Annotated in this window: 16 protein-coding genes; all 16 read left to right on the forward strand. The window is 60.9% G+C overall.

Features of this window, described 5'->3' with window-relative positions; translation table 11 throughout:
* Positions 1-59 precede the first annotated feature (59 nt).
* Complete coding sequence (locus AC1RQB_RS19205; RefSeq protein ID WP_063341701.1) at positions 60-458, forward strand: DUF2946 domain-containing protein; 399 nt, start codon at positions 60-62, stop codon at positions 456-458.
* A gap of 48 nt (positions 459-506) precedes the next feature.
* The gene (locus AC1RQB_RS19210; RefSeq protein ID WP_063341702.1) at positions 507-986 is read left to right on the forward strand and encodes a copper chaperone PCu(A)C; all 480 of its coding nucleotides are present in this window, start codon (positions 507-509) and stop codon (positions 984-986) included.
* A 21-nt stretch (positions 987-1,007) separates the two neighbouring features.
* The gene (locus tag AC1RQB_RS19215) at positions 1,008-1,457 is read left to right on the forward strand and encodes a DUF2946 domain-containing protein (RefSeq protein ID WP_063341703.1); all 450 of its coding nucleotides are present in this window, start codon (positions 1,008-1,010) and stop codon (positions 1,455-1,457) included.
* An 84-nt stretch (positions 1,458-1,541) separates the two neighbouring features.
* The gene (locus tag AC1RQB_RS19220; protein ID WP_063341704.1) at positions 1,542-3,659 is read left to right on the forward strand and encodes a TonB-dependent copper receptor; all 2,118 of its coding nucleotides are present in this window, start codon (positions 1,542-1,544) and stop codon (positions 3,657-3,659) included.
* A 196-nt stretch (positions 3,660-3,855) separates the two neighbouring features.
* Positions 3,856-5,232, forward strand: coding sequence for a PepSY-associated TM helix domain-containing protein (locus tag AC1RQB_RS19225; RefSeq protein ID WP_063341705.1), 1,377 nt, complete (start codon positions 3,856-3,858; stop codon positions 5,230-5,232).
* A gap of 723 nt (positions 5,233-5,955) precedes the next feature.
* Entirely contained in the window at positions 5,956-6,744 is a 789-nt protein-coding gene (locus AC1RQB_RS19230; protein ID WP_063341706.1) for an ABC transporter ATP-binding protein, read from the forward strand.
* A complete protein-coding gene (locus AC1RQB_RS19235) occupies positions 6,741-7,688 on the forward strand; it encodes an ABC transporter substrate-binding protein (RefSeq protein ID WP_063341707.1) in 948 nt (315 codons plus the stop codon). The genes AC1RQB_RS19230 and AC1RQB_RS19235 overlap by 4 nt, the downstream gene beginning before the upstream one ends.
* Positions 7,685-8,695, forward strand: a complete 1,011-nt coding sequence (locus AC1RQB_RS19240; protein ID WP_063341708.1) for a FecCD family ABC transporter permease — start codon at positions 7,685-7,687, stop codon at positions 8,693-8,695. The genes AC1RQB_RS19235 and AC1RQB_RS19240 overlap by 4 nt, the downstream gene beginning before the upstream one ends.
* Before the next feature lie 506 nt (positions 8,696-9,201).
* Positions 9,202-9,573: a DUF6124 family protein gene (locus tag AC1RQB_RS19245; protein WP_063341709.1), complete on the forward strand. Its 372-nt coding sequence runs from the start codon at positions 9,202-9,204 to the stop codon at positions 9,571-9,573.
* A 402-nt stretch (positions 9,574-9,975) separates the two neighbouring features.
* Positions 9,976-11,241 (forward strand): urea ABC transporter substrate-binding protein, encoded by a 1,266-nt coding sequence (urtA, locus tag AC1RQB_RS19250; RefSeq protein WP_007907378.1) that lies wholly within the window; start codon positions 9,976-9,978, stop codon positions 11,239-11,241.
* 140 nt (positions 11,242-11,381) lie between these two features.
* Positions 11,382-12,881: an urea ABC transporter permease subunit UrtB gene (gene urtB, locus AC1RQB_RS19255; protein ID WP_063341710.1), complete on the forward strand. Its 1,500-nt coding sequence runs from the start codon at positions 11,382-11,384 to the stop codon at positions 12,879-12,881.
* A complete protein-coding gene (gene urtC, locus AC1RQB_RS19260; protein WP_063341711.1) occupies positions 12,881-13,960 on the forward strand; it encodes an urea ABC transporter permease subunit UrtC in 1,080 nt (359 codons plus the stop codon). Before urtB ends, urtC begins: the two co-directional genes overlap by 1 nt.
* A complete protein-coding gene (gene urtD, locus AC1RQB_RS19265; RefSeq protein WP_063341712.1) occupies positions 13,957-14,826 on the forward strand; it encodes an urea ABC transporter ATP-binding protein UrtD in 870 nt (289 codons plus the stop codon). Before urtC ends, urtD begins: the two co-directional genes overlap by 4 nt.
* A gap of 168 nt (positions 14,827-14,994) precedes the next feature.
* Positions 14,995-15,693, forward strand: coding sequence for an urea ABC transporter ATP-binding subunit UrtE (urtE, locus tag AC1RQB_RS19270; RefSeq protein WP_063341713.1), 699 nt, complete (start codon positions 14,995-14,997; stop codon positions 15,691-15,693).
* A 31-nt stretch (positions 15,694-15,724) separates the two neighbouring features.
* The gene (locus AC1RQB_RS19275) at positions 15,725-16,564 is read left to right on the forward strand and encodes an urease accessory protein UreD (RefSeq protein WP_063341714.1); all 840 of its coding nucleotides are present in this window, start codon (positions 15,725-15,727) and stop codon (positions 16,562-16,564) included.
* A 158-nt stretch (positions 16,565-16,722) separates the two neighbouring features.
* Positions 16,723-17,025, forward strand: coding sequence for an urease subunit gamma (ureA, locus tag AC1RQB_RS19280; RefSeq protein ID WP_007907366.1), 303 nt, complete (start codon positions 16,723-16,725; stop codon positions 17,023-17,025).
* The last annotated feature ends 3 nt before the right edge of the window (positions 17,026-17,028 follow it).

Here is a 17,028-nt window from a genome sequence, read left to right on the forward strand (position 1 = left end):
CGCCCCTGATCAGGCTAAATAGCCCGCGCCTGATTGCCCACTCAACCGGATCTGCCCTCATGTCCCGACAACGGCTCGCATTTGCCTGGATCGCCTGCTTTGCAGTGCTGTTCAACATGCTCGCCATGCCGATGTCCGGAGCGATGGCGCAGACGGCGAAATCGCCGGCCGAACAGTTGCTGTGGGGCAGTTTCTGCTCTTCCAACGGCACCAGGCTGGTGGCGATTTCCCTGGGCGATATCGAGCAGAAAGCTCCGCAGAGCGACGATCATTCCAACATGCAGCATTGCTGGTGCTGCTCGGGTTCTGCGCCATTGGTGGCGTTGCCAGGGCATGCTCCGCAGTTGTATTACGCGCGTTTCGAGGCCAATCGAAGCCTGCCACCTGCCACGCTCGACACCCCTACACCGCGCCAGCAATGGCCGAGTCTCAACCCCCGTGCGTCCCCTCTGGTGTGATTCCTTCTCGCAATTGACCTGCGTTTTGAATCGTTCTGGAGAACTGCCATGTTGAACAAACTCATCGTTCTGGCTGTATTGCTGCTGCCTGCCTGTTTTGCCAATGCTCACGAATACAAGGCTGGCGAGCTTGAGATCGCCCATCCGTGGTCGCAAGAGTTGCCGCCCAACGCGCCCACCGTCGCGGCGTATTTCGTGATTCACAACAAGGGCAAAACCGCCGACCGACTGCTGAGCGTTGACTCGCCAATTTCGGGAAAGGCCGAATTGCACGAGCACGTGAAGCAAAATGACCTGATGAAAATGCAGCAAGTGCCGAGCGTCGAGATTCCGGCTGGCGGCGAAGTCACCTTCGCACCGATGGCCTATCACGTAATGCTGCTGGAACTGAAAGACCGCAGCCTGTTGAGCGACGGCAAGCGTTTCCCGCTGACGATGCACTTCGAAAAATCCGGCGATGTGACGGTCGAGGTCGCGGTGCAGAAAAAGGCGCCTGACGGCATGCAAGAGCATATGCACGCTCAGTAATCGCCCACGTTGAAAACGCCCATGCGCCCGCTTGGCACCCGGTCATCCGTGCACCGCCGTCAGCCAATGAGCCTGACGCGCGGCAGCTGGATCAGCCTGTTCGCCATGCTGATGATCTTTATCGGCCCGCTGATTTCTCAGTCGATGCCGATGGATCAACGCGCCTCGGCTTTGATGAAAGTATCCATGAGCATGTCGATGGACATGCCCATGGACATGTCGGCCATGGAACATGGCGCGCAACCCGCCGCCGAGCACTGCCCACCCAAAGCCGACCATCACGCACTCTGGGAAAAATGCGGCTATTGCAGCCTGCTGTTCAATTGCCCGGCGCTCACTGGCGGTCAGTCTTTCGTCGCCTTCGACAGTCCACAGACAACCACTTTCAGCACTCCCTCCACCCGCCTGGGCCACGCCCGGCAAACCTTCTTCCCCGGTGCCCGCACCCGCGCCCCGCCCATCGTCGCGTAAACACCCACCTCCGATCTCACACGGTTTAGAAGACAGCCGCAGGCTGCCGACCGTGTCGTTTACGACTGTTCGATGGAAATTGTCATGTCCAGGTTTTCTGCTGACACACGTTTGGGCGCTGCCCAGGCTTCTTTTGCCCTGAACGAATCCCGCGTTCGCTTCAGGCATGCCACCGCCGTTCTTTGTGGCTTGCTGCTGACACCGATGGTGCTGGCCGATGAACACGCCGAGCACACCGAAGAACTGAGCCCGACGGTGATCACCGCCATCGCGCCGAGTTCGCCGCTGACCATCGTCACCAACCCCAAGGACCCGCGCCAACCAGTGCCGGCCAGCGACGGTGGCGACTATCTGAAAACCATCCCCGGCTTCGCCCTGGTGCGCAATGGCGGCACCAACGGCGATCCGGTACTGCGCGGCATGTTCGGCTCGCGACTGAATATCCTCACCAACGGCAGCATGATGCTCGGCGCCTGCCCCGGCCGCATGGATGCGCCAACCTCGTACATCTCGCCGGAAACCTACGACAAACTCACCGTCATCAAAGGCCCGCAAACCGTGCTCTGGGGCCCCGGCGCATCGGCCGGCACCGTCCTGTTCGACCGTGAGCCGGAAAGCTTCGGCGAACTCGGCACCCGGGTGAACGCCAGCGTGCTGGCCGGTTCCAACGGTCGTTTCGACAAAGTGGTGGACGCCGCTGCCGGCGGGCCGCTGGGCTACGTGCGCGTGATCGGCAACACCGCCCATTCCGACGACTACAAGGACGGCAACAATGACACCGTGCCCTCGCGCTATGACAAGTGGAACGGCGACGTCGCTGTCGGCTGGACCCCGAGCGCCGACACGCTGCTGGAACTGACCGCCGGCAAGGGCGATGGCGAAGCCCGTTACGCCGGGCGCGGCATGGACGGTTCGCAGTTCTTGCGCGAAAGCCTGGGCCTGCGTTTCGAACAGTCAAATATCGGTGAAGTGCTGGATAAGGTCGAGGCGCAGGTCTACTACAACTACGCCGACCACGTGATGGACAACTACACCCTGCGCACGCCGTCCGGCACCGGGATGATGGCCGGTCCCATGGCCTCCAATGTCGACCGCCGGACCCTCGGCGCGCGGATCAAAGCCACCTGGCGCTGGGCCGATGTGCAACTGATCAGCGGCCTGGATGCACAGACCAACGAACATCGCCAACGTAGCGCAATGGGCGTCGACGCCTACAAGGATGTACCGCGCAACAAGGACGCCGACTTCCACAACTACGGCGTGTTCAGCGAGCTGACCTGGTACGCCGCCGACCGTGATCGGTTGATCACCGGTGCACGACTGGATCGCGCGTCGGCCAAGGATTATCGGCAGACCATTGGCTCCGGGATGATGGCCCGCCCGAACCCGACGGCCGACGACACCCGCGCCGACACCTTGCCCAGCGGTTTCGTCCGTTACGAACATGACCTGGCTGACAGCCCGACCACGCTGTACGCGGGCCTCGGTCATGCTCAGCGTTTCCCGGATTACTGGGAGCTGTTTTCGCCCAAGTCCGGCCCCGCCGGTTCGGTGAATGCCTTCGACTCGATCAAACCGGAGAAAACCACCCAGCTCGACTTCGGCCTGCAATACAAGACCGAAGACCTCGAAGCCTGGGCCTCAGGTTATGTCGGACAGGTGCGCGACTACATCCTGTTCAACTACACGCCGGGGATGATGGGCATGACCTCGCAAGCCGAGAACATCGACGCGCGAATCATGGGCGGCGAACTCGGGGCGGCCTACAAGCTGACGGCCAACTGGAAAGCCGACGCGACCTTGGCCTACGCCTGGGGCAAGAACAGCAGCGACGGCAGCGCCCTGCCGCAAATGCCACCGCTGGATGCGCGTTTCGGCCTGACCTACAGCGAAGACAACTGGAGCGCCGGTGCACTGTGGAGGGTGGTTGCGGCGCAAAACCGCATCGACCAGAACAAGGGCAACGTGGTTGGCAAAGACTTCGACACGAGCTCGGGGTTCGGCGTGTTCTCGCTCAACGGTGCGTACCGGATCAACAAGAACTGGAAGGTCAGCAGCGGCGTCGACAACCTCTTTAACAAGGCTTACGCCGAACACTTGAACCTGGCCGGCAACGCCGGTTTCGGCTTCCCGGCCAATGATCCGCAAGCCATCAACGAACCGGGGCGCACGCTCTGGACCAAGGTTGATATGAGTTTTTAAGAGCTTCGCGGGCAGGTTCAACACCGGCCATGTGGGAGCGGGCTTGCTCGCGAAGGCAGACTGACATTCAACAATGATGTCGACTGACCCACCGCTTTCGCGAGCAAGCCCGCTCCCACAGGGGTTCCGGTGTTCACCCCTTGTCTGCAATCAATTACCAAACAACTAAAAGACCCAAGCCTAGCGGAGCACTCGAATGAAACAGCCCAAACCGAATTTCTACAACCTGGCCTGGCGCTGGCATTTCTATGCCGGTCTGTTCGTCGCGCCATTCATGGTGATGCTGGCCCTGACCGGCATCATCTACCTGTTCAAACCGCAACTCGATCCGTTGATGTACGGCAGCCTGCTGAACGTCCCGGCCGCTCACCACAAAGTCTCCGCCGATGACCTGCTCAAACGGGTGAAAGAGGCGTATCCACAGGGCCAGATCAAACAGTACCTGCCGCCGGTCAACGCCGAACGCAGTGCGCAATTTGTGGTGATCAATGAAGGTCATGAACTGAATGTGTTCATCGATCCATACCACGGCGACATCCTTGGCGAGCAAGACGCGAAGAAGAATCTGCAAGCGATTGCGCGCTCGATTCACGGCGAATTGATGATCGGCACCGTCGGTGATCGGCTGATAGAACTGGCCGCCGGTTGGGGCGTCGTGCTGGTGGTCTCCGGGGTATTTTTGTGGTGGCCGCGCGGCCAGTCCGCCGGGATTCTCTGGCCTCGCTTGAACAGTCGCGGCCGAGTGCTCTGGCGCGATCTGCACGCGGTGACCGGGTTCTGGGGCGCAGCATTGCTGCTGGTGATGCTGCTCAGCGGCATGACCTGGACCGGGTTCTGGGGCAAGCAATATGCCGACCTCTGGAACCGCTTCCCGGTAGCCATGTGGAATGACGTGCCGAAGTCCGACGTCGAGGCCCGCAGCCTCAACAGCGCCACGCGCCAGACCGTGCCGTGGGCCATGGAAAACACGCCGATGCCGATGTCCGGCGACCACGCCGAACACATGGCTCACACCGGCACTAAAGCCGGCCCGGCCGCGCCGACCATCAGCCTGCAAGACGTGCAAAACATCGCCGTGCAGCGCAAGGTCGAGCCCGGCTACAGCATCACCTTCCCCACTACAGCCACCGGCGTGTTCACCATCGCCTTGTTCGCCGACGACCCGCGCAACGATGCCACCTTGCATGTCGATCAGTACACCGGCGACGTCCTCGCCGACGTGCGCTGGACGCATTACAGCAACGTCGCCCGGGCCACGGAAGTCGGCGTGATGCTGCACGAAGGCAAGATGTTCGGCCCGTTCAATCAGATCATCGTGCTGCTGATCTGCCTGATGATTTTGCTCAGCGCCGTCAGCGGTGTGGTGATCTGGTGGAAGCGCCGGCCACAGGGAAAATTTGGTGTACCGCCGTTGCGTCACGACCTGCCGAAATGGAAAACCGCGATGGTCATCATGTTCGGGCTGGCAGTGATGTTTCCGTTGGTGGCGGCTTCGTTGGTGGTGGTGTGGGTGTTGGATCGAGTGCTGCTTTCTCGCCTGAATAGCCTGGCTGAAACCGGCCCGGCGGCTTGACTCAGAATGTGCGGGGGCTGGCCTGGGTCAGTCCCTCATCATTAGCAGCCATCGATCTTCAATTCTCCATTGCAGTTACGCAGGCGTTGGACGCTGAGACGATCAAGGTTGGGATAATCGACCGGTGAACCACCTCCGAATTGGTTCCGGCAGATGACCCTGATCCGGCATCCTTGCGGTTCGGATACGGCCATTGGTGGTGTCTCTGGCAACGACGCCGTCTTTAGAGGCTTGCAACTGGCACGGGCAGCGCTTTGCTCCCAGGCAGATGAGCAGGATTGCTCCTCTGCCAGAGCGCGAGCGCATTGCACACTGGCAATAATTGTCACCGAAACCATCAGCGACATGAACCTGAGCATAGGGGCAGTCCTTTGCATCTGGATATGTCACGGTAACGTTGTTCAGTGAGGCTGCCTACTCTCATAACTGATAGTTCCCCGAGCGCTCTTGCGATTAAAAAGGCATCCACAGAGACAAACTGAATCCACCTCACCTTCATCATGAAACAGGCGAGATACGCGTACGCGTAAAGCCAATACAATGACGGCCGGCAGTGGATCCTCGGCGATCCGCGATCGTTTTTCGTCACCGCTGACTGCACCTTTTGATCCAAGGGCCTCATCGCGGGCAAGCCCGCTCCCACAGGAATCGCGCAATCCTTGTGGGAGCGGGCTTGCCCGCGATGGGGCCATCAGCAACACCGAAAATGCCAAGGGAACACGCATGACCTCGCTGAACCTCACGAACCTCGCCTGGACACCCCTGGGCCACGGCCATTGCCATCACCAGTTCCAGCTGCGTGACGCATCGTTGCACGTGGCTGCTGGCGAGTTCGTCGGGTTGATCGGTCCCAATGGCAGCGGCAAAACCAGTCTGTTGCGTTGCGCCTATCGCTTCAGCAAACCGGAGCGCGGCGAGGTAAAACTCGACCATTACAACGTCTGGAAGCAATCCTCACGCTGGTGCGCGCAACGCATCGCGGTGGTGTTGCAGGAGTTCCCCGACGCCTTCGGCCTGTCCGTGGATGAAGTGGTCGTCATGGGCCGTACGCCGCACAAAGGGTTGTTTGATGGCGACACCCTTGAAGACCGAAAACTCGCGGCTCACGCCCTCGAATCGGTCGGCCTCAAAGGCTTCGAAGACCATGCCTTCGCCACCCTGTCCGGTGGTGAAAAACAGCGAGTGATCCTCGCCCGCGCCCTGGCCCAGCAACCGCAATTGCTGATCCTCGACGAACCGACCAATCACCTCGACCCGCGCTATCAGCTGGAGCTGTTGCAACTGGTCAAGCGTCTGCAGATCGGCACGCTGGCGAGCATTCACGATCTCAATCTGGCGGCAGCTTTTTGCGACCGGCTGTACGTGATCAATCACGGGCGCATCGTCGCCAGCGGCCCACCCAAAGAAGTCCTGACCGCCCAACTTTTGCACAACGTATTCGGCGTCGACGCCCTGATCGACGACCATCCCTTGCACGGCTACCCACGAATCACCTGGATAACCCAACCATGACTTTGCGTTCCCTGCTGTGTCTCACTCTGTTGCTGGGCAGTGCCCAAGCCTTCGCCGAGGCCACGAAATACCCGCTGACCGTCCAGAGCTGCAACCGCGAAGTGACGTTCAAGCAAGCGCCGAAACACGCGGTCAGCCATGACATCAACATGACCCAGATGATGCTCGCCCTCGGCCTCAAACCGCAGATGGCCGGCTACAGCGGCGTGACCGGCTGGAAGTCGGTGACGCCCGAGATGCAGACCATCCTCGACGGCTTGCCGGAGCTGGCGGCCAAGTACCCGTCGGTGGAAACCCTGCTCAACGCCAACGTCGATTTCTTCTTCGCCGGCTGGGATTACGGCATGCGCGTCGGCGGTGATCTCACGCCGCAAACCCTGCAGCCGCTGGGTATCAACGTTTACGAACTCACCGAGTCTTGCGCCTTCGTGATGAAGCGCCCACCGGCCAGCCTGGAAGACACCTACAACGACCTGCGCAACCTCGGGAAAATCTTCGACGTGCAGGACCGCGCCAATGCCGTGATTGCCCAGATGCAGGCGCAAGTCGCCGAGGTGCGCAAGGATCTGCCGACGGACAAACCTCGGGTGTTTCTCTACGACAGTGGTGAAGATCGGGCCATGACCTCCGGGCGACTCGGCATGCCTCAAGCGCTGATCGACGCGGCGGGCGGGCGCAATATTCTCGATGATGTCGAGGCGAGCTGGACTCGGGTCAATTGGGAGAACGTGGTCGAGCGTAATCCGCAGGTGATCGTGATCGTTGATTACGGCGAAGTTACCGCGGAGCAGAAAGAGCAATTCCTGCTCAATAACCAGGCGCTGCAATCGGTGGATGCGATCAAGAACCAGCGCTTCATCGTCATCCCTTACGTGCAGGCCACGCCCGGGATCGACAATGTGTTGGCGGTCGAAACCCTGGCCAAGGGTTTCCACGGCGAATGATCGATCGTCGCTATGCCTTGTTGCTGACCGTCCTCGGCGCGCTGTTGCTGGTGTCGTGCGTGGTGTCGCTGGGCGCAGGCCCCGCGCGCGTGCCGGTGGACGTGGTGTGGCGAATATTGCTGCACAAGATTTTGGGTTTCGGTGTGCCGGACTGGACGGCCGGCCAGGAACACATCGTCTGGCTGATCCGCGTGCCGCGTATGTTGCTCGGCGCGCTGGTGGGCGCTGGTCTGGCGTTGATTGGCGCGGTGCTGCAAGCGGTGACGCGCAATCCATTGGCCGATCCGCACTTGCTCGGGGTCACCTCCGGCGCCACCCTCGGTGCGGTGATCGTGGTGCTGCATGTCGGTGAAATCGTCGGGCTGCTGACCTTGCCGATTGCGGCGTTTATCGGCGCGTTGTTGAGCATGTTGATCGTGCTGATGATCGCCAACCGTCATGGGCGGCTGGACAGTGATCGGCTGCTGTTGTGCGGCGTGGCGGTGTCGTTCGTGATGATGGCGATTGCCAATTTGCTGTTGTTTCTTGGCGACCATCGCGCGAGTTCTGCGGTGATGTTCTGGATGCTTGGCGGGCTCGGATTGGCGCGTTGGGAATTGCTCGCGGTGCCAGCCGCCAGTGTGTTGCTTGGGTTGGTGTTGTTGCTGGGGATGGCTCGTCCGTTGAATGCGTTAATGGCCGGTGAGCAGACTGCCGTGACGCTTGGCCTGAATGCTCGCACCGTGCGCTTGCGGGTGTTTTTGATTGCCTCGTTGATGACCGGCGTGCTGGTGTCCATCAGCGGTTCCATCGGGTTCGTCGGGCTGATGGTGCCGCACATTGCGCGGCGGTTGGTCGGGGCGGAGCACCGGCGATTGCTGCCGGTATGCGTGTTGCTTGGCAGTCTGTTCCTCGTCTGGGTCGATGTGGCCGCACGCACCCTGATCGCCCCGGAAGACTTGCCCATCGGCGTCGCCACCGCCGCGATTGGTGGGTTGTTCTTCATCGGCCTGATGCGCCGCCGCTGATCCATTGTGGGAGCGAGCCTGCTCGCGATAGCGGCGGCACATCCAACATCACCTCGGCTGACCCACCGCTATCGCGAGCAGGCTCGCTCCCACAGGGATTGCAACTCTGCGTCTGCTTGATCGTTCCCACGCTCTGCGTGGGAATGCCGCCAGGGACGCTCCGCGTTGCGCTTTTGAATGTTTAACGGATGTGTCGAAACCGGGAAGTTTCCCACGGGGTTTTCAGGTTGTTCGTCGGACGTGGGCCCTCTAGTCTTGGGCTGTCGCTGAAAACTCAGCGATCGGGTGTGAGAACCCGGTAGAGGTTTTAATCCACCGCCAGTACCACCATAATTGCCGCCAGCTTATCCGCTGCCTGCAATGTCCTATGGCGGCTGTGTGCGGGCGGACTTCGGTCCGGCCGGAATTAGTCCTCTCTACCGGTTTCTCACCCCGCACATAGCTGCCACCACTCCGTCGCGTGAGAAACGACGAGTGATGGTTCCAATTGCTTAGAGGACGTTTCAATGAGTAAGAAAATTGTTCCCGATCCACCCATCGATATCACCATTCCCGAAGCCGAAAAATCACGCGACGACGACCTCCTCAAAGATCGCGAAGCCATAAAACGCGCCCTCGACTACTACCTCGATCCCCCGGTGCAATACACCGAAAAACCCCGCCGCCCCAGCACCCTGTTCCTGGTTGCCCCGGATGCCGGCACCGAAAGCCTGCTGGCCCACGCCTGTGAATCGTTGGCCTCGGCGAGTGTCCTGGCCAGCGATTTCGCCAACAACCTGATCGGCCCGCAGCGCCATACAGCGATGGCGATTCAGCAGGTCATCATGCTCGCGGAACTGGCGGTGAACCGGGCGCTGGACAACGTCGACCCGGCGTAGACCGCGTTATCGTTCATCGCGGGCAAGCCCGCTCCCACAGGATTTGTGCCGTACACAAATTTTGTTAATGACCGCTGTCCCTGTGGGAGCGGGCTTGCCCGCGATGACGGTGGCACATTCAACATCCCCGCCCCTGACACACCGCTATCGCGGGCAAGCCCGCTCCCACAGGACTTGTGTCGTGCATAGATTCAGCGCACGACACCTGCGCCCCAATGTGGCGCATCTTCTCGCACCAACGCGCCAGACGCGATCCTTCATGGTGCGTCATCCAAACCCCGCAACCGCTCTAATACGACATTTCCTTGCCCTTCCCCGACCGGGCACAGCCCTTGCTAAAGACCCTTCAGTCGTCCGCATCTGCCAACCATAAAAAACTTTAACGTTCATGGAGATCGCACAATGAAGCGTCGCAGTTTGATCAAGGCTTTCACACTATCGGCAAGCATTGCCGCGATGGGCATGGCCTGGACTGTCCAGGCCGCCGAGACCATCAAGGTCGGTATTCTGCATTCGTTGTCCGGGACCATGGCGATCTCCGAAACCTCGCTCAAAGACATGGCGTTGATGACCATCGACGAGATCAACGCCAAGGGCGGCGTCAACGGCAAGATGCTGGAGCCGGTGGTGGTTGACCCGGCATCGAACTGGCCACTGTTCGCCGAAAAGGGCCGGCAATTACTGACGCAGGACAAAGTCGCCGTGGTGTTCGGGTGCTGGACGTCGGTGTCGCGTAAGTCGGTATTGCCAGTGTTCGAAGAACTCAACGGCCTGCTGTTCTACCCAGTGCAATACGAAGGCGAAGAAATGTCGCCGAACGTGTTCTACACCGGCGCGGCGCCGAACCAGCAGGCGATCCCGGCAGTGGAATACCTGATGAGTGAAGAAGGCGGCAGCGCCAAGCGTTACTTCCTGCTCGGCACCGACTACGTCTACCCGCGCACCACCAACAAGATCCTGCGCTCGTTCCTGCACTCCAAAGGCGTGGCGGACAAGGACATCGAAGAGGTCTACACCCCGTTCGGTCATAGCGACTATCAAACCATCGTCGCCAACATCAAAAAATTCTCCGCCGGTGGCAAGACGGCGGTCATCTCTACGGTCAACGGCGACTCCAACGTGCCGTTCTATAAAGAGCTGGCCAACCAGGGCCTGAAAGCCACCGACGTTCCGGTCGTGGCGTTCTCCGTGGGCGAAGAAGAACTGCGCGGCATCGACACCAAACCGCTGGTGGGCAACCTCGCGGCGTGGAACTACTTCGAGTCGGTCGAGAACCCGCAGAACAAGAAGTTCGTCGCCGACTGGAAGGCCTACGCCAAGAAACACAACCTGCCGGGCGCTGACAAAGCGGTGACCAACGACCCGATGGAAGCCACCTATGTCGGTATCCATATGTGGGCGCAAGCGGCGGAGAAAGCCAAGTCCACCGACGTCAACAAAGTCCGCGAAGCCCTGGCCGGCCAGACTTTCGCCGCGCCGTCCGGCTACACCCTGACCATGGACAAGACCAACCACCACCTGCACAAACCGGTGATGATCGGCGAGATTCAGGCCGACGGTCAGTTCAACGTTGTGTGGCAGACCGAAGGGCCGATCCGCGCCCAGCCGTGGAGCCCGTTCATTCAGGGTAACGACAAGAAGCCGGACTATGCGGTGAAGAGCAACTGATTCACCCCGCTTAGCCTGATCGTTCCCACGCTCTGCGTGGGAATGCCTCAACGGACGCTCTGCGTCCGCTTTGGGACGCGGAGCGTCCCGGGCTGCATTCCCACGCGGAGCGTGGGAACGATCAATACAGGACACTCGTTATGCCCACCCTTTACCGCTTGATCCTCGCCCTCGCGCTGTTATTGCCGATGGCCACCCACGCCGGCGACGCCGAAGACTTCGTCGCGGCCAATCCCGTGCAGCAAGCCAAACTCCTGGAAACCTGGGCCGCGCAGCCCGATCCGGTTCGTATCGAATTGATCAACGCCCTGCAACAAGGTGAGTTGACCATCGATGGCCAACCAAAAACCCTGCGCCTGAACAATCGCCTGCGCGGTCTGATCGATACCGCGCTGGCCAGCCACCAATTGCTCGCCGCCGACGCCAAAATCCGCTTGGCCGCCGCGCAGCAATTGCAGAAAAGCGCCAAACCGGCGCAGTTGAAATTCCTCGACCAGCAACTGGCTGGCGAAAAAGACGAAACCGTTCACGCCGCCCTGAGCCTGGCACTGGCCAATTTGCAACTGGTCGACACCGACCCGACTGTGCGCCTCGCCGCTGTGCGCTTGCTCGGCGAAACCGGCGACCCGCTGGCCCGCACCCGCCTCGAAGGGTTGCTCGAACCCGGCGTCGAAGCCGATGCCAATGTGCGCACCGCCGCCGAAACCAGCCTGGCCCAGGTCAAGCGCAAACTGCTGATCGGCGAGATGCTCGGGCAGGCGTTCAGTGGTATGTCCCTCGGTTCGATCCTGCTACTCGCGGCGTTGGGGCTGGCGATCACCTTCGGCCTGCTCGGCGTGATCAACATGGCCCACGGCGAGATGCTGATGCTCGGCGCCTACTCGACTTACGTGGTGCAGCTGATGTTCCAGCGCTTCGCCCCACAAGCCATTGAGTTCTACCCGCTGATTGCCTTGCCGGTAGCGTTTTTTGTCACCGCCGGGATTGGCATGGCGCTGGAGCGCACGGTGATTCGTCACCTCTACGGCCGCCCATTGGAAACCCTGCTCGCCACGTGGGGCATCAGCCTGATGCTGATTCAGTTGGTGCGCCTGGTGTTCGGCGCGCAGAACGTTGAAGTGGCCAACCCGGCCTGGCTCTCGGGCGGGATTCAGGTGTTGCCGAATCTGGTGCTGCCGTACAACCGCATCGTGATCATCGCGTTCGCCTTGTTTGTGGTGGTGCTGACCTGGCTGCTGCTGAACAAGACGCGACTGGGCCTCAACGTGCGCGCCGTCACCCAGAACCGCAACATGGCCGCCTGCTGCGGCGTACCGACCGGGCGCGTCGACATGCTCGCCTTCGGCCTCGGCTCGGGCATCGCCGGCCTCGGCGGCGTGGCGCTGAGCCAGATCGGCAACGTCGGCCCGGACCTCGGTCAGAGCTACATCATCGACTCGTTCCTGGTGGTCGTGCTCGGCGGTGTCGGTCAATTGGCCGGTAGTGTTTTGGCCGCCTTCGGCTTAGGGATAGCCAACAAAATTCTCGAACCGCAGATCGGTGCGGTGCTGGGCAAAATCCTGATCCTCGCGCTGATCATTCTGTTTATCCAGAAACGTCCGCAAGGCCTCTTCGCACTGAAAGGACGGGTGATCGACTGATGAATCAGCCCCTACTGCTCACGGCCACACAAAAGGCCGGCCCAAAAGTCACCCTCGCTGTTGGCGCGGTGATCCTTGTTTTACTGCTGGCGTTGCCGCTGCTGTCGCTGTTATCGCCCATCAGTGTTTTTCACGTCTCGGCCTACACCCTGACGTTGGTGGGCAAGATTCTCTGCTACGCCATCGTCGCCCTGGCCCTCGATCTGGTCTGGGGTTACGCCGGCCTGTTGTCGCTGGGTCACGGTCTGTTCTTCGCCCTCGGCGGTTACGCGATGGGCATGTACCTGATGCGCCAGGCCTCGGGCGATGGCTTGCCGGCGTTCATGACCTTCCTCTCGTGGACCGAATTGCCGTGGTACTGGACCGGCACCAGCAGCTTCCTCTGGGCCATGTGTCTGGTGGTGTTGGCGCCTGGACTGCTGGCGCTGGTGTTCGGTTTCTTCGCCTTCCGTTCGCGGATCAAAGGCGTGTATTTCTCGATCATGACCCAGGCCCTGACCTTCGCCGGGATGCTGCTGTTTTTCCGCAACGAAACCGGGTTTGGCGGCAACAACGGCTTCACCAACTTCCGCACCATTCTCGGGTTTGGCATCACTGAACCGGGGACGCGTGCAGTGTTGTTTTTCGCCACGGTGTTGCTGCTGGTGGCGAGCCTGTTCATCGGTTGGCGGCTGGCGCAAAGCAAGTTTGGCCGTGTGCTGACCGCGTTGCGCGATGCGGAAAACCGCTTGATGTTCTGCGGCTACGATCCACGCGGTTTCAAGCTGTTCGTCTGGGTGTTGAGCGCGGTGCTGTGCGGCTTGGCGGGCGCGCTGTATGTGCCGCAAGTCGGGATTATCAACCCGAGTGAAATGTCGCCGACCAACTCCATCGAAGCCGCCGTGTGGGTGGCGCTGGGTGGTCGCGGCACGCTGATCGGCCCGCTGCTCGGTGCCGGCGTGGTCAACGGCATGAAGAGCTGGTTCACCGTGGCGTTTCCGGAGTACTGGCTGTTTTTCCTCGGTGCGCTGTTCATCGTCGTGACGTTGTATCTGCCTAAGGGTGTGATCGGTCTGCTGAAGAAAAGGGGCGAATCATGAGAATCACTGCAACGGCTGAATTCATGCTCGAACCGGCGTTTTTCCCCGTAGAGCCCAACAAAGATGCAGGTAGCAGCCGCGATGCCATCGGCCTCGGCCAACGCGTCGGCCCTGGCCTGAATACCCGTCACGGCACCATCCTGACCCTGGAAGACATCAGCGTCAGTTTCGATGGTTTCAAGGCGCTGAACGATCTGAACCTGTACATCGGCGTCGGCGAATTGCGCTGCATCATCGGCCCCAACGGCGCGGGCAAGACCACGCTGATGGACGTGATCACCGGCAAGACTCGCCCAAGTCATGGCAAAGCCTGGTTCGGTGAAACCCTGGACCTGACGCAGATGAGTGAAGTGCAGATTGCCCAGGCCGGCATCGGTCGCAAGTTCCAGAAGCCGACGGTGTTCGAGGCCTTGAGCGTGTTCGAAAACCTGGAACTGGCGCAGAAAACCGACAAGTCGGTGTGGGCCAGCCTGCGGGCTCGCCTCAGTGGCGAGCAGAAAGATCGCATCAGCGAAGTGCTGGAAACCATTCGCCTGACTGCCTCGGTCAATCGCCCGGCGGGTATGTTGTCCCACGGTCAGAAACAGTTTCTGGAAATCGGCATGCTGCTGATGCAAGACCCGCAACTGCTGCTGCTCGACGAACCGGTGGCGGGCATGACCGACGCCGAAACCGAATTCACTGCCGAACTGTTCAAGAGCCTGGCGGGCAAGCATTCGCTGATGGTGGTGGAACACGACATGGGCTTCGTCGGCTCGATCGCCGACCACGTCACCGTGTTGCACCAAGGCAGCGTGCTGGCCGAAGGGTCGCTGGAACAGGTGCAGGATAACGAGCGGGTGATCGAGGTGTACCTCGGTCGCTGAGAGCTGTGGAGATGATCGTTCCCACGCTCTGCGTGGGAATGCCGCCGGGGACGCTCCGCGTCCCGCTGACAATGCAGGGCTCAAGTCCTGCGCACGGGTGACGCGGAGCGTCACGGGATGCATTCCCACGCAGAGCGTGGGAACGATCACTGGGGGAGAATTTTGAACATGCTGCAAGTCGACACGCTGCACCAGTACTACGGCGGTAGCCACATCCTGCGGGGTCTGACGTTTGAGGTGAAGGTCGGCGAAGTCACCTGCCTGCTCGGGCGCAACGGTGTGGGCAAGACCACCCTGCTCAAATGCCTGATGGGTTTGCTGCCGGCCAAGGAGGGCGCGGTGAACTGGGAAGGCAAACCGATCACCACGTTCAAGCCGCACCAACGGGTACATGCCGGCATCGCCTACGTGCCTCAGGGTCGGGAAATCTTTGGCCGACTGACCGTGGAAGAAAACCTGCTGATGGGCCTGTCGCGCTTTCCCGGCTCCGAAGCCAAGGAAGTCCCGGCGTTCATCTACGAGCTGTTCCCGGTGCTGCTGCAAATGAAACAGCGGCGCGGCGGTGACTTGTCTGGTGGGCAACAACAGCAACTGGCGATCGGCAGAGCATTGGCCAGTCGTCCACGCTTGCTGATCCTCGACGAACCCACCGAAGGCATCCAGCCGTCGGTGATCAAGGAAATCGGCGCGGTGATCAAGCAGCTCGCGGCTCGCGGTGATATGGCAATTCTGCTGGTGGAGCAGTTCTATGATTTCGCCGCCGAACTGGCCGATCAGTACCTGGTCATGTCCAGAGGCGAGATCGTGCAACAAGGGCGCGGCGAAAATATGGAAGCCGAAGGTGTCCGTGGTCTGGTTACGATCTAACCTGCAGCCTCCTGACGATAAGTTAGAAATCATGAATTTACCTGCCCCTATCACGCTGTTCACCCCCAGCTGGCATGCCGAGCTGGAACTCGGCTACGCCCGTTTCGGCGACAGCACACGCCCGGTGCAGCGTCGCCACAAAGGCCCGCTGCGGGTGCAGAAGCATCTGTACGCCGAAGGCCCCGAGGTGTGCCAGCACATCATCGTCCACCCGCCGGGCGGGATTGCCGGTGGTGATCGGCTGGACATCTCGGCCTGCGTCGGCACGCATGCCTGGGCGCAAATCACCAGCCCCGGCGCCGCCAAGTGGTATCGCGCGGCAGGGCCGGCTTATCAGAAACTCGACCTGCGCGTGGCCGCCGGTGCTACGTTGGAGTGGCTGCCGCAAGAGACGATTATCTTCAGCGACGCTCAGGCGGAACTCAGCACCCGCATCGACCTTGAGGGCGATGCGCGGTTGTTCTACTGGGACGTGGTGGCACTGGGACGCCCGGCCAGCGGTGAGCGCTTTGACCTCGGGCATTTTCAGGCGCACCTGGATATCCGTCGCGACGGCCAGTTGCTCTGGCACGAACGCCAGCGCATTGTCGGCAATGATGGTTTGCTGGATTCGCCGATAGGGCTGGATGGCCAACCGGTGTTTGCGACGTTGCTGGTGACGGGCGACATTGATAGCGAATTGCTGGAGAGGTGCCGCTCGCTGCCCAATGACGTACGCGGGGATCTGACGCAGTTGCCGGGGCTTTTGGTGGCTCGTTGCCTGGCCAGTGAAGCGCTGTTGGCACGTGGTTGGCTGATCGATTTGTGGCGGTTGTTGCGCCCGGCGTTGCTGGGGCGAGAAGCCGTCCCGCCCAGAATATGGAGCACCTGATGTGTGCTTTTTGTGGGAGCGGGCTTGCCCGCGATAGCGGTCTTACAGACCACATCTCTATTGGATGTGATGACCCAATCGCGGGCAAGCCCGCTCCCACAGGGGATCTGTGTAAGCAGATCCAACTCTTTTTAATCTGCCCCTGATGGATCTCAACGATGGACCTGACCCCACGCGAAAAAGACAAGCTGCTGATCTTCACCGCCGGCCTCGTGGCCGAGCGGCGTTTGGCTCGCGGCGTGAAGCTCAATTACCCGGAGGCCATGGCCTACATTTCCGCGGCGTTGCTCGAAGGCGCGCGTGACGGCCAGACCGTGGCCGAGCTGATGCATTTCGGCACCACCCTGCTCAGCCGCGAACAAGTGATGGAAGGCATCCCGGAAATGATCCCGGAGATCCAGGTCGAAGCGACGTTTCCCGACGGCACCAAACTGGTCACCGTTCACCAACCGATCGCCTGAGGC

It is taken from the genome of Pseudomonas sp. GW822-FHT02E03 (genome assembly GCF_058802325.1).